Annotated in this window: 11 protein-coding genes; 7 read left to right on the forward strand and 4 right to left on the reverse strand. The window is 66.7% G+C overall.

Going from position 1 to position 12,936, the window contains the following annotated elements; genetic code table 11:
• Positions 1 to 443: 443 nt before the first annotated feature.
• From EFY87_RS16265 to EFY87_RS16275, 3 genes are all read right to left on the reverse strand, one after another.
• Complete coding sequence (locus EFY87_RS16265) at positions 444 to 1,607, reverse strand: alpha/beta fold hydrolase (RefSeq protein ID WP_123272551.1); 1,164 nt, start codon at positions 1,605 to 1,607, stop codon at positions 444 to 446.
• Positions 1,604 to 1,903: a hypothetical protein gene (locus tag EFY87_RS16270; RefSeq protein WP_123272552.1), complete on the reverse strand. Its 300-nt coding sequence runs from the start codon at positions 1,901 to 1,903 to the stop codon at positions 1,604 to 1,606. The genes EFY87_RS16265 and EFY87_RS16270 overlap by 4 nt, the downstream gene beginning before the upstream one ends.
• A 112-nt stretch (positions 1,904 to 2,015) precedes the next feature.
• Positions 2,016 to 3,740: a PHA/PHB synthase family protein gene (locus EFY87_RS16275; RefSeq protein WP_123272553.1), complete on the reverse strand. Its 1,725-nt coding sequence runs from the start codon at positions 3,738 to 3,740 to the stop codon at positions 2,016 to 2,018.
• A gap of 159 nt (positions 3,741 to 3,899) precedes the next feature.
• Here EFY87_RS16275 and EFY87_RS16280 point away from each other — a divergent pair, with 159 nt between their 5' ends.
• The 3 genes from EFY87_RS16280 to gnd all read left to right on the forward strand — a co-directional run bounded on the left by EFY87_RS16280 (position 3,900) and on the right by gnd (position 6,588).
• Complete coding sequence (locus EFY87_RS16280; RefSeq protein WP_220093670.1) at positions 3,900 to 4,259, forward strand: helix-turn-helix domain-containing protein; 360 nt, start codon at positions 3,900 to 3,902, stop codon at positions 4,257 to 4,259.
• Positions 4,260 to 4,429: 170 nt separating this feature from the next.
• Positions 4,430 to 5,560, forward strand: a complete 1,131-nt coding sequence (gene dnaN / locus EFY87_RS16285; RefSeq protein ID WP_123272554.1) for a DNA polymerase III subunit beta — start codon at positions 4,430 to 4,432, stop codon at positions 5,558 to 5,560.
• Between the two features lie 59 nt (positions 5,561 to 5,619).
• Positions 5,620 to 6,588, forward strand: a complete 969-nt coding sequence (gnd, locus tag EFY87_RS16290) for a phosphogluconate dehydrogenase (NAD(+)-dependent, decarboxylating) (RefSeq protein ID WP_281276215.1) — start codon at positions 5,620 to 5,622, stop codon at positions 6,586 to 6,588.
• A 223-nt stretch (positions 6,589 to 6,811) separates the two neighbouring features.
• Here gnd and EFY87_RS16295 read toward each other — a convergent pair whose 3' ends face one another.
• Positions 6,812 to 7,864 carry an alpha/beta hydrolase gene (locus EFY87_RS16295; RefSeq protein WP_123272556.1) on the reverse strand — a complete coding sequence of 351 codons (1,053 nt, stop codon included), beginning with the start codon at positions 7,862 to 7,864 and terminating at the stop codon, positions 6,812 to 6,814.
• Between the two features lie 103 nt (positions 7,865 to 7,967).
• Here EFY87_RS16295 and recF point away from each other — a divergent pair, with 103 nt between their 5' ends.
• The 4 genes from recF to gyrB all read left to right on the forward strand — a co-directional run bounded on the left by recF (position 7,968) and on the right by gyrB (position 12,859).
• Complete coding sequence (recF, locus tag EFY87_RS16300) at positions 7,968 to 9,110, forward strand: DNA replication/repair protein RecF (RefSeq protein ID WP_123272557.1); 1,143 nt, start codon at positions 7,968 to 7,970, stop codon at positions 9,108 to 9,110.
• On the forward strand, positions 9,107 to 9,643 hold the full coding sequence (locus EFY87_RS16305) for a DciA family protein (RefSeq protein WP_123272558.1): 537 nt from the start codon (positions 9,107 to 9,109) through the stop codon (positions 9,641 to 9,643). The genes recF and EFY87_RS16305 overlap by 4 nt, the downstream gene beginning before the upstream one ends.
• A gap of 105 nt (positions 9,644 to 9,748) precedes the next feature.
• Entirely contained in the window at positions 9,749 to 10,501 is a 753-nt protein-coding gene (locus EFY87_RS16310) for a hypothetical protein (RefSeq protein ID WP_123272559.1), read from the forward strand.
• 273 nt (positions 10,502 to 10,774) lie between these two features.
• Positions 10,775 to 12,859 (forward strand): DNA topoisomerase (ATP-hydrolyzing) subunit B, encoded by a 2,085-nt coding sequence (gene gyrB / locus EFY87_RS16315; RefSeq protein WP_123272560.1) that lies wholly within the window; start codon positions 10,775 to 10,777, stop codon positions 12,857 to 12,859.
• Positions 12,860 to 12,936 lie beyond the last annotated feature (77 nt).

The following is a 12,936-nucleotide window of genomic DNA, read 5'->3' on the forward strand; positions in this document are numbered from 1 at the left end:
TTCGATATGCCGCGTAGCCCACGCAACGCGTCGGGACGCCTCCGACCCCACCCTGGTTATCCACAGAGATGTGGATGAACTTGTGGGCAAACACACGTTCTGCGACGCGTGTGACAGGTATGACGAACGCTCCATCCACATTCGCCGGTGGGAGATGGCCCGGACGCTGTGGAAAACTGTCTCGGCCGGAGCCGGCACACTGCGGACGAGGTGTGGACAACGGATCGCATCCACTGGGGGCAAGAGTTGTCCACAGCCGTAATACCCAGCCTGTCCACACGGCGGATCGGCGTCATCGCGCGGCGTGCGCGGGATATCCACCGTTTCCACAGCAGCTACTACGACGATCAACCAGAGAAAGATGGCGTTTTCGCCATTGCCGACTGGGGATGATGCAAGGTTGCCCCACGACCGGGCTCCGGGCGTGGGGCAGCGCAGTCGGCTCAGTGCTCGGAGTCGATCGCGGCCAGTGCCGTGAAGACGTCCGTCCAGGCGCCCTCCAGAGCCGCGTGCCCCATGAACAGGCCGAGGTGTCCGGCATCGACCAGCAGCTGGCGCTGGTCGCGCGATGGGGTGCCTACGTAGTCGGCGAGCGCGAACATCTGCTCGGCCGGCGTGATGTGGTCGGTGCGACCGGCCAGCATGAACACCGGGCAGTCGATCGACCCGAGATCGACCGGCTGTCCGTCGACGTGCAACTCCCCGTGCACCAGCTCATTGCCGATGAACAGGTGCTCGACGATCCACAGGTAGAAGGCGCCGGGCAGGTCCTGGCCCCAGGCGAACCAGTTCTCGAAGTCGGTGTAGCGCTGTGCGTATGCCGTGTCGTGAACGTGTCCCCACAAGCCGGCCAGCCGGGAGATCTCCTCGGCGGGCTCCAGCATCTTGAAGCCGAGGATCTGATTGGCGCCCAGGTGGTTGCCGTCACCGAGTCCGACGAGATGCTCGTAGAACCGCAGCTCACCGTTGCGACTCAGACTGCGCACCCACTCCTGGATCGCCGAGTGTCCCGCGTGGAAATCGATCGGGGCACCGGCAACCGCCAAGGCGGCGACCGACCCGGGCCGCAGGGCCGCGTAGATCGTGGCCAGCCAGCCACCCTGGCAGTCACCGACCAGATTGATCCGTCCGCCGAGGAGTTCGACGGCCTCGTCGAGGATCGCGATGTAGTCCTCGATGGACGACGACGCCGTCTGGTCCGTGGCCGGCTGCCACGACAGCACAAAGGCCCGCTCGAGGCCCGCTGTGCGGGCCGTGCGGACCTGACTCTGTCCCGCCGAGTAGTCGACGATCGTGGAAGCGTGCCCTGCCTGCGGCGGGAGGATCAGCGTGGGCGTGCCGGACTCCGCCGTGGAGAAGTCCAGCAGCTCCGCTTCCGGCCACGAGCGCATAACGCGGTGGGAGGTCGACCAGGACGGCGCCCTGCGGTCGGTGGCGACCTCCCACCAGCGCAGTGCGTCCTCGGCAAAGTCCAGTGGCGTCACCCGGGAGTGCGCCACCGCGGACCCTGCGTAGTCCAGCCACCCGTTCAGGCACGCGAACGCTGCATCGACCGGGGCCTGCACCCAGCGCTCCGGCTGGGTGCGAACCCGAGGAATGGCCGTCACTTCAGGGCGTCGCGGGCCGCCGAGGTGAATGCGGAGCTGACATCGGTGACGAACGCTGCGTGCGCCTTGGCCAGTGCGCTGACGAAGTCCAGCTGGGACGCGCCCGCGGCCTTCTCCTCGAAGTCGACCAGGCCCTGCAAGGTCTTCTCGTAGGCGTCCAGGGACAGGTTGCCGCTCTTCTTCGTCGCTTCGATCATCTTCTCGTTCAGCTCACGAACCCGCTCGGCGGCGGACTCGAAGTCGGGGGTGAACGCGGCGGCGGAGTCGGCGGCCGGGTTGCTCTTGCCAGTTGCCATGACAGTGATTCCTCTCGTTGCGGCCGTTCAGGTGGTTGTCCGGCCTTCTGACACTGATGTTAGCTAACTATAGCTAACTTTGCAAGCGTTCGGTGGTCATCCGGCGGACGTCTCACCCACGGACGTAGCTGCCCGGTGCGTCCTCCACCGGCCGGTACCTGCGGTTGCCGAGCCGCTTCGGCGCGGCAACCAGCGCGCCGGCCCGGGCCCCGGACCACCGCGCCCAGTCCTCCCACCACGAGCCGTCGTGCCGGGTCGTGGCCGCGCGCCACTCCGATGGTGCAGTCGGATTGACGGAGCCATCGGGCAGCGCTTCGAACCACGCCTTCGGCGACGGCGGATTGACCACACCCGCGATGTGCCCACCGGAGGTAAGGACGTAGCGCACGTGCCCGGGGAACAACTGCGTTGCCGCGTATGACGACGTCCACAGCACGATGTGGTCGTTGACCGCACCGACGACGTAGACGTCGGCATGAACGTCACGCAGATGCAGCTCCTCGCCGGCAAGCTCGAGTTCGTCTCTGGCGAGACAGTTTTCGCCATACAGCAGCCGCAGGTAGCTGGAGTGCATGGAAGCCGGCATGCGGGTCGAGTCACCGTTCCAGGCGAGGATGTCGAAGGGCTGCGACGCCTTGCCCATCAGCCAGCGGTCGGGGACGTAGCGGAAGATCAGGTCTCGTGCGCGCAGCAGGTCGAACGCGAGCGCCATGTCGTCCTCAGGCAGGAAGCCGGTCTCACCCATGCGCACGTCGATGCGATCGAGCGTGTCCGGGTCGACGAACGCCGCCAGTTCCCCGGGCTCGGAGTAGTCCAGGATCGTGTTGAGCAGGGTCAGTGACCCCAGCCGGTCGTCGCCCCGCGCGGCCAGATGTGCTGCCGTCATACTGGCCATCGCGCCGCCGAGGCACAGCGACAGGACGTCGACCTTCGGACTGCCGGTGACGTGCTGCACCACCTCCATCGCCTGCAACACGCCGTGCTCGAGGTAGTCGTCCATCGTGACGTCGGACATCGAGCTGTCGGGATTGCGGTAGCTGATCATGAAAACGGTGCGACCGTGCTGCACCGCCCACTCGACCAGGCTGCGACCGGGCGCCAGATCCATCACGTAGTACTTGTTGATCCACGGCGGGCTGGCGAGCAGCGGCACCTCGTGCACTTCGGCGGTCTGCGGCGAATACTGGATCAGCTCGATCAGGTCGTTGCGGAAGATCACCGCCCCCGGGGTGGCCGCCAGGTCGGTGCCGAGCGCGAACGCCGAGGCGTCGACCTTCTCCGGCATACCGCCACGTTCCACCAGGTCGTCGAGAGCCAGCTTCGCACCGTCGACCAGGGTCCGGCCACCGCTGTCCAGCGCTGCCCGGAGCGCTGTCGGGTTGGTGAGCAGGAAGTTGGTGGGCGCGGCCGCGTCGGTCAGCAGGTGAGCAGTCATCCTGGCCTTGAGATCGGTCAGCTCGTCCGTGTGGCCCGCGGCGAACACCTCCTCGACATACCGGCAGACCAAGTCGTAGCACTGCCGGACGGCGAAGTAGTAGGCGTTGGCGTCCCACGCCGGGTCGGCGAACCGGCGGTCTCGGGGGTCGGCCGCGATCGGCGGCGTCACCGGCACGGCAAGTGCCTTGCCGGCGACCGCGACCGGTAGTGCCGCCAGCCCGGTCATCAGTCGGATGCCGGCAACCGCCATCGGGGCGGGTTTACGCAGTGCATGGGAGACCACCTCTGCGGTCGCCGCACCCCAGCCCATCGGGTCGAGCTTCGCCTGCACCCGAGTCGCCAGCGTGGGCTGGCGACGGTCTGCGGCTCCTGGCCGGACCGCTGAATGGTCGGTCGTCATGGGAGAACTCCCTCGGTTCGTGCGCGCCGTCGAGCGCAATTCTGGACCGCCACTTGTCGCGGTGCGCTGTATTGATCCTCCGCGGAAAATGCCTGTCTGCCAAGAGGTTCGCCCATAGTGGCTGGTGCACCGGTCGCGCAATCGCATTAGATTTGGGGGGTGCCCGACCCCGATTCGATCGACGACCTGCCCACCAGCCTGGGCGAGCTCATCCGCAGACAACGGCAGCTGGCGGAATTGCCGATGCGGCAGCTCGCCACCATGGTCGGCATCTCCAACCCCTATCTCTCCCAGATCGAGAACGGCTTGCGGGCGCCCAGCGAGCAGGTGCTCGACAGCATCGCGCGGTCCCTCGGACTGTCCCCCGAAGACCTGCGGGCAGCCGAGGAGGAGGACACCGGATCCGATCTGCGGGTCGCCATCAAGGCCGACCGGTCCCTCACCGCGGCGCAACGGCGCGCACTCGTGGAGGTGTATGACGCGATGCTCGCGGCGAACAAGGCGAAAGCCGAGGGCTGATCACCTCAGCAGGCACAGGCGACTAGCGATCCCCGAGATGCGCCGACTAGGGTCGTCGTGCGCACCTGCTGTCCCGGGATCTGCAGCGATACGGCAGATGACGCCCGGGCACAGCTACGAAGGGCACCGTCATACCCGGCGGGGCCCTGGAGAACAAGGATGGTTTGTACGTGAAGCTCATCGTCGATCGCGATGTCCTGGCCGAGGCCGTGACCTGGGCCGTGCGCGGCCTGTCCAACCGGCCGCCGGTGCCCGTGCTCGCCGGAGTGCTGCTCGATGCGAGCAACGAAGGCCTGACGCTCAGCGCTTTCGACTACGAGGTGTCGGCCAAGGTCACCGTGGACGCGCAGGTCGACGAACCCGGCCAGGTGCTGGTGCTCGGCCGGCTGCTCGCCGAGATCTCCCGGTCGCTGCCGAACAAGCCCGTCACGATCACCGCCGACGAACACAAGGTGGAGCTGACGTGTGGCTCCAGCCGGTTCTCGCTGCAGCAGATGCCGACCGCCGAATATCCGACGCTGCCGACGTCGCCGGACCCCACCGGTTCGGTGCCCGGCGACGTGTTCACTCAGGCCGTCTCGCAGGTGGCGATCGCGGCCGACCGCAGTGACACGCTGCCGATCCTGACCGGCGTACGCCTGCAGATCGAAGGCGACAAGCTCAGCCTGCTGGCGACCGACCGTTACCGGCTCGCCCTGCGCGAGCTGACCTGGAACCCCGCCGACGCCGACGCCGAGCAGACGGCACTCATTCCGGCGCGCACCCTGCTGGACACCGCGAAGGCGCTCGGTGCGTCCGGATCCGTGCAGATCGCGCTCGGCACCGCCGCCGGCGGTGACGGGCTGGTCGGGTTCGAGGCCGGGCAGCGCCGGGCCACCACCCGGCTGCTCGACGGCGAATATCCCAAGGTCTCCTCGATCTTCCCCAGCAGTGTCGACTCGGTCGCGGTCATCGAAACCGGCGCGCTCACCGAGGCCGTCAAGCGTGTGTCGCTGGTCGCCGAGCGCAACACCCCTGTGCGACTTCGCTTTTCGGAGGGCCAGGTTGCCATCGAGGCCGGCCAGGGCGACGACGCCCAGGCGTCCGAAGCAGTCGAGTCGACACTCACCGGCCCGGACATCGAGATCGCGTTCAACCCGCAGTTCCTCCTCGACGGGCTCGGTGCGCTCGGCACGCACTTCGCGCGGATGTCGTTCACCCAGCCCAAGAGCCCGGCAGTGCTGTCAGGCCAGGCCGAGGCCGACGGTGACGCCGACGAGACCTACCGCTACGTGCTCATGCCGGTGCGCTTCGCGTCGTAACGTCTGCGCTCCCGTGTGGGAGTCGCCGGGGACCAGTAACCGGTCGGGTCGGTGAAATCGTGTCCGGCGGAGTAGCGTTTCGACCCGACTCGGCATACTCCAACGAAAGGCGTGGCATGCAACTCGGACTGATCGGCCTGGGCAAGATGGGCGGCAACATGCGTGACCGCCTCACGGCGGCCGGACATGACGTCGTCGGGTACGACACCAACCCCGACATCTCGGACGTCAAGGACCTGGCAGAACTCGTCAGCAAACTGGACGCACCACGCAACGTGTGGGTCATGGTGCCGGCCGGCAAGGTGACCCAGGCGGTCATCGACGAACTCAAAGGCCTGCTCGCCGAAGGTGACCTGGTCATCGACGGCGGCAACAGCAAGTTCACCGATGACGCCAAGCACGAGCAGGAACTCGCCGAGAAGGGCATCCACTTCGTCGACACCGGCGTCTCCGGCGGCGTCTGGGGCAAGGACAACGGCTACGGCATGATGGCCGGTGGCAGCGACGAGGACATCGAGCGCCTCATGCCGATCTACGACGCGCTGCGACCCGAGGGCCCCCGCGAGGAGAGCTTCGTGCACGCCGGCGACGTCGGCGCCGGGCACTACGTCAAGATGGTCCACAACGGCATCGAATACGGCATGATGCAGGCGTACGCCGAGGGCTACGAACTGCTCGAGGCCAAGGAGATCGTCAAGGACGTCCCGGCCGCCTTCAAGGCATGGACTCGCGGCACCGTCGTGCGCTCCTGGCTGCAGGAACTCACCGCCGACGCGCTCGAGAAGGACCCCAACCTGGAGAACATCGAAGGGTTCGTCAACGACTCCGGCGAAGGCCGCTGGACCGTGCAGGAAGGTGTCGAATACGGCGTCCCCATGCCGGTCATCTCCGCCTCGCTCTTCCAGCGGTTCTTCTCCCGTCAAGGCACCGCGTCACCCGCGATGAAGGCCGTCGCCGCCATGCGCAACGAATTCGGTGGACATGCCGTCACCAAGAAGGGTGAGCAAGGCATCGTCACCGACCACTGAACCTTCCTGTTCGACTCCTCACACAACAGTCAGGGGCCGTCAACGAGCAAGCTCGTTGACGGCCCCTGACTGTTGTCATCGTCGTCTCACGGAGTCCTTTCGCTTCGCTCGTCGTGGTCGTCGCTACGCGGGCGTCCAGTTGTCGACGGGGCTGGGTTGATCTGCCTGTCGGATGAGTCCGACGTAATCCTCGACGGTCGAAGGTTAGTTACGGCGGCAGCTCTCAGTGGGCGCTTTCGAGCACAGTGTTGATCCAGGCGAACAGCTTCGGCTCCATGCTCCGCCAGGTATTCCAGTTATGCCCGCCCTGCTGCACGATGTATGGCGGGGCGAACCTCGTCGGTGCCTGGATCGCCCTGGCCAGCGCGGCGATGTCGGCCGGCGTGCTCCACTTATCCTGCGCACTGGTCGCGGCATACAACTCCACTGGTGGGTGTTTCTTGGCCAGTTCCAGCGGCGCATTGGCCAGGCGCAACGCGGTGTTCTTCAGCACCGACGGGTCGCCGCTGAACGGGTCGCCGTCCATGGAGGCACCGATCCCGAAGATCTTGGGGTACTGCATCGGCAGTTTGATCGCGCAGAAGCCCCCGGTGGACAGCCCTGCCAGCGCCCAGGCCCGCGGCGATGAGAGCACCCGGAAGTGTCGGCGCAGCAGGGTCGGCACATCCTTGGCCAGCCACGTGGCCCCGCGCACCGTCGGTGTGTTGGAGCAGTCGGTGTCGACACCGCCGGGATCGATCTCGGGCATGACGACAAGGGCTGGAGTCAGCCGGTGGGTCGCCATCATGTTCGCCACCAGCCCCGGGATCTCGCCCGCTTCGAGCCAATTCTCCGGTTCCCCCGGGATCCCGTGCAGCAACTCGATGACCGGAAACTTCTTGTGGCGGTAGGCCTTCTCGAAATACTGCGGCGGCCGCCAGACCAGGACGGTCCCGGCGAGGCGGGACTGCGGTCCGCGGAAGAAGGTGCTGAGCGTGCCGTCCGGCCCGTGCGAGAACGTTGCTGTGCGTGCGGGCGGACCGGCCATCACCAGCGCACCGGTGTTGTCGGTGCCAAGCAGGTCCGACCAGGACGCGTAGAGTCCGAAGTGATTGTTGACCCACACGCCCGCCACCGCGACTGCGGTGAGTTGACACAGCAACACCAGCACGATGCGCTGCACCAGCCGCAACAGGGAATGACCGCGGACGTGCGTCCACAAGGCCAGGGTCGCGACGAACACCACGACAGTGGCGACGATCAGGGTGTACCAGAAGGTGTTCCCGGTGAGTGTCACGCCCAGCAGGCTATGAAAGCCGGCATGATGTTATCCGAACATTTCCTGGACGAATCCTGTGACCGGCGCCCCCGGGTGAGCGCACCCTCCTAGACTCAGGCGTGTGTTCGTGCGGCATCTGTCTCTGAAGGACTTCCGGTCCTACGAGTCGGCCGACCTCGAATTCGCCGCAGGAGTCAGCACATTTGTGGGTCTCAACGGCCAGGGTAAGACCAATGTCATCGAGGCGATCGGCTACCTCGCGTCCCTGTCCTCGCACCGGGTCGCCCAGGATGCTCCCCTCGTGCGCGCCGGCGCCGGTCAGGCGGTCGTGCGCGGCGCCGTCTTGCGGGATGGCCGTGAGCAGCAGATCGAGCTCGAGATCAACCCCGGTCGGGCCAACCGAGCCAGACTCGGCAAGTCGCCGGTGACTCGTCCGCGGGACATTCTCGGGAGCCTGCGCACCGTGCTGTTCGCACCGGAGGATCTGGCGCTGGTCAAGGGTGATCCGAGCGAGCGGCGCCGCTTCCTCGACGACCTGCTGGTCGCCCGGCAGCCCCGCTGGGCCGGAGCACGCGCCGACTACGACAAGATCCTGCGGCAGCGCAATGCGCTCCTCAAACACGCACGCACCGCGCCGGATCGGGCAGCCGCACTCGCCACTCTGCCGGTGTGGGACACCCACCTCGCCGCGGTCGGCGCCAACCTGGTCTACGCGCGGCTGCGGCTGTTGCGCGATCTGCAACCCTATCTGGAGCTGGCCTATGACGAGGTCAGTGCCGGCCAGTCGCGGGCCCGCATCACCTATAAGAGCTCGCTGTATGACGAACTCGCCGAGCAACTTGCCGCCGGTGAAGTGCCCGAAGTGGCCGAACTCGAAGCCGGCTTCGCCAAGAGCTTCGAGCAACAGCACCGCGCGGAGGTGGACCGTGGTCAGACACTGGTCGGCCCGCACCGGGACGAATTGGTGCTGCGGCTCGGCACCCTGCCCGCCAAGGGCTACGCCAGTCACGGCGAGTCGTGGTCCTTCGCTCTCGGGTTGCGCATTGCGGCCTTCCAGTTGCTGCGGCACGACGTCGGCACTGATCCCGTGCTCGTGCTGGACGACGTCTTTGCCGAACTGGACGCCGGACGGCGTCGGCGGCTTGCGCTGATGGTCGCCGACTGCGAACAGGTGCTGATCACCGCGGCGGTCGACGACGACGTGCCCGAAACTTTGGCCGGAAACCACTTCGCGGTGACGCTCGGGCAGGTGCGACCGATATGACGCAGCAGCCCGATGACGAAGAAACTGCTGCCGCAGAATCGCTCGACGCGATGCGCGATGCGCTGCAGCGCGCGCGAATCGCAGCGCGGGAGCAGGGATTTCGCCCCGGCTCACCGGTGCCACGACGTGTCCGCAAGGCCGCCGACCTCGGCACCGGCCGCGCACGAGACGACGGCCGCGACCCGGCACCGATCGGGGATCAACTGGACCGGCTGCTCGTCGACCGGGGCTGGCAGGTGGACGTCGCAGCAGGTTCGGTGCTGGATCGCTGGGCGCAGATCGCGGGTGAGACGGTCGCGGCGCACTCGCGTGCGGTCTCCTTCGAAGGCGGTGAGCTGACGGTCCGTGCCGACTCCACCGCGTGGGCGACCCAGCTGCGGCTGCTGTCTTCGACCCTGCTCGGCAAGATCGCGGCGGAGGTCGGTGCCGACGTCGTGCAGTCGTTGCGGGTCGTCGGCCCCAACGCGCCCAGCTGGAAGAAGGGACCGCGAGCCGTGCGGGACGGTCGCGGGCCTCGAGATACCTATGGGTGATCCACTTCGCAGGCTGCGTTTTCGATAGCAGGCGGCCGGGCACCGTACAGTTGGGCGAAGTTTTGCCCACCACGATGACCCCAACCGGCAGGAAGCAGTTTCGACGTGAGTCATGACCACCCAGGTCAAGACGACCCGAGCGGGGGCCGGGACGAATTCGACCATTTCTTCAGTGACACCAGTGCCCGCCGAGAAGCCGAGGACCCGGACTCCACCGCGTGGGCGGGCCAGCCGTATGACGCCGACCGCACTCACGCCGTCGAGCACGCGTCATACGTCCGGCCGCCACAACCCATGCACGACGAGTACGCGCCCGCCGGCCCGGACTACTACCAGCCGGAGCCGTACTACGAGGAGCCGCCACGACGCCGGGGAACGATGTGGGCGCCGATTCTCGTCATCGTCGCCTCGCTGGCGATCGTCGCGGTCGTTGTCGCGGTGATCCTGCACAACTCGACCGGCCGGATGAAGGCCAACCCGGCCACGCCGACGGCCACGGTCACCGAGACGACCACGCGTGGTGCGTCGCCGACCTCTTCGGGTCCCTCGTCGTCGCAGTCCACGGGATCGGCGTCGAGCGGTGCGAGTCCGACCAGCAGTGGCTATGCCACGGCGCTTCCGGGCGAGGCGTCGTCCTGTCCGGGATCGAGCAGCTACGGCACCGGTCCGGCCACCTCGTGTGCGTTCGCGGCCGTGGTGACCAATCTCTACAACGCCGAGAAGAACAGTGACGGCCGTGCGTCGTTCGCCGCGGAGTCGCCGACCACCCATGAGAAGTACAACGTCAGCTGCCATCAGGAGTCCTACGTCACCTGCACGACCGACACGGGCGCGGTCGTCTACATCCTGCATCAGTGATCGGGCGCTCAGCGCGCCGTTGGGGCGCTGACGACCCCTGCCGCGTGTGGGGAGTTGAGAAGACATCCGACCTGCCCGCACAATGCCGTTGACGGCACGCCAAATGCCCTTCCACGGGTCGGGCAGGGTATGCTGGGAGTCTGATTCTGATAAGCCTCTGAGCATCGCCAATTAGTGGTCTGCATCCGAAAATGAGCTACTGCGGCTCGCCGTGCCGGCGGGCCGCAGGTGTGCCCGGCTCGGCTACCCGCTGCAGCACCTCGAAGGAGCACTGTGTCCGACACGCCTGAGCTTGACCCGTCCGACGACGACACGGGCGCGACCCCGGCAGCAGCGGGCGGCGGTGGCTCGACATACGGCGCCGACGACATCCAGGTGCTGGAAGGCCTCGAAGCGGTCCGCAAGCGGCCCGGCATGTACATCGGCTCGACCGGTGTGCGCGGTTTGCACCACCTGGTGTGGGAGATCGTCGACAACGCGGTCGACGAAGCGATGGCCGGCTACGGCGACCACGTCGAGGTGACGCTGCTCGCCGACGGCGGGGTGCGTGTGCGTGACCACGCTCGCGGCATACCGGTGGAAGTGAACAAGGCGTATGGCGTCTCCACCGTCGAGCTGGTGCTGACCCAGTTGCACGCCGGCGGCAAGTTCGGCGGCGGTGCCTACAAGGTGTCCGGTGGCCTGCACGGCGTCGGTTCGTCGGTGGTCAACGCCCTGTCGACCAGGCTGACGGCCGAGGTGCGCCAGGACGGCAAGGTCCACTACATGGAGTTCGACCATGGCGGTCCGGTCGCACCGCTGCGCGTCGTCGGCGAGACCGATCCGTCCGACACCGGCACCACGATCACCTATTGGGCCGACCCGGACATTTTTGACTCCGTCGACTACGACTTCGAGACCATCCGGGCCCGCTTCCAGCAGTACGCCTTCCTCAATAAGGGCCTGGCGATCACGCTCACCGATGAACGTGCCCAGCAGGTCGACGCCGGAGCCGAGGACGAAGCGGCCGCCGGTGCCAGCGCGACCGACGAGGTCGAGGACGAGTCGGGCAAGCCGCGCACCGTCACCTACCGGTATGACGACGGCCTGATCGACTACGTCAAGCACCTGAACGCCTCCAAGCGCAGCGAGCCGGTGCACGACGACATCATCGCCTTCGAGCATGAGGACGAGGGCCGGCTGCTGTCGGTCGAGGTCGCCATGCAGTGGACCACGGCATACAGCGAGTCGGTGCATACCTACGCCAACGCGATCAATACCCACGAGGGTGGCACCCACGAGGAGGGCTTCCGCGCCGCGATGACCTCCCTGATCAACACGTTCGCGCGGGCCAAGAAGCTGCTCAAGGAGAAGGATGACAACCTCACCGGCGAGGACATTCGCGAGGGCCTGACGGCGGTCGTGTCGGTGAAGCTGGGCGAGCCGCAGTTCGAAGGCCAGACCAAGACCAAGCTCGGCAACTCCGAGGTCAAGGGCTTCGTGCAGTCGGCGGTGCGTGACGAGTTCGAGCACTGGCTGGCGCAGCATCCTCGCGAGGGCGAGGCGATCGTGCGCAAGTCGGTGCAGTCGGCGGCGGCCCGGATGGCGGCGCGCAAGGCGCGCGAAGCGACCCGGCGCAAGGGTCTGCTGGACACCGCTGCGATGCCCGGCAAGCTGAAGGACTGCCAGAGCAACGACCCGACCGTCTCCGAAGTCTTCATCGTCGAGGGTGACTCCGCCGGTGGTTCCGCAGTGCAGGGACGCAACCCGTTCAATCAGGCGATCCTGCCGATCCGCGGCAAGATCCTGAACGTAGAGAAGGCCCGCATCGACAAGGTCCTCGCCAACAACGAGGTGCAGTCGCTGATCTCGGCGTTCGGCACCGGCATCGGCGAAGACTTCGACATCGACAAGGCGCGCTATCACAAGATCGTGCTGATGGCCGATGCCGACGTCGACGGCATGCACATCCGGACGCTGTTGCTGACGCTGCTCTTCCGCTTCATGCGGCCACTGATCGAGGCGGGCTACGTCTATCTCGCGCAGCCGCCGCTCTATCGCATCAAGTGGACCAATCGCGAGCACGAGTTCGCCTTCTCTGACAAGGAACGCGACGGGCTGCTCAAGCTCGGTCAGGCGGCGGGTGGCCGGTTGCCGAAGGAGAACCCCTACCAGCGGTACAAGGGTCTCGGGGAGATGAACTACCAGGAACTGTGGGAGACCACCATGGATCCCGACTTCCGCACCCTGCTGCAGGTCACGCTCGAGGATGCCGCCGCGGCCGACGAGATCTTCGCCATCCTGATGGGCGAGGACGTCGAGAGCCGGCGCGGGTTCATCCAGCGCAATGCCAAGGACGTTCGCTTCCTTGACATCTGACGAAGCGCGCAGCGGAGGTTGGACGCGAGCGCAGCGAGTGTCCGGCCGTAGTGGAGTGCGAGGAAGATTTCACACAG

The organism is Flexivirga caeni (assembly GCF_003724155.1).
GTDB classification, from domain to species: Bacteria; Actinomycetota; Actinomycetes; order Actinomycetales; family Dermatophilaceae; genus Flexivirga; species Flexivirga caeni.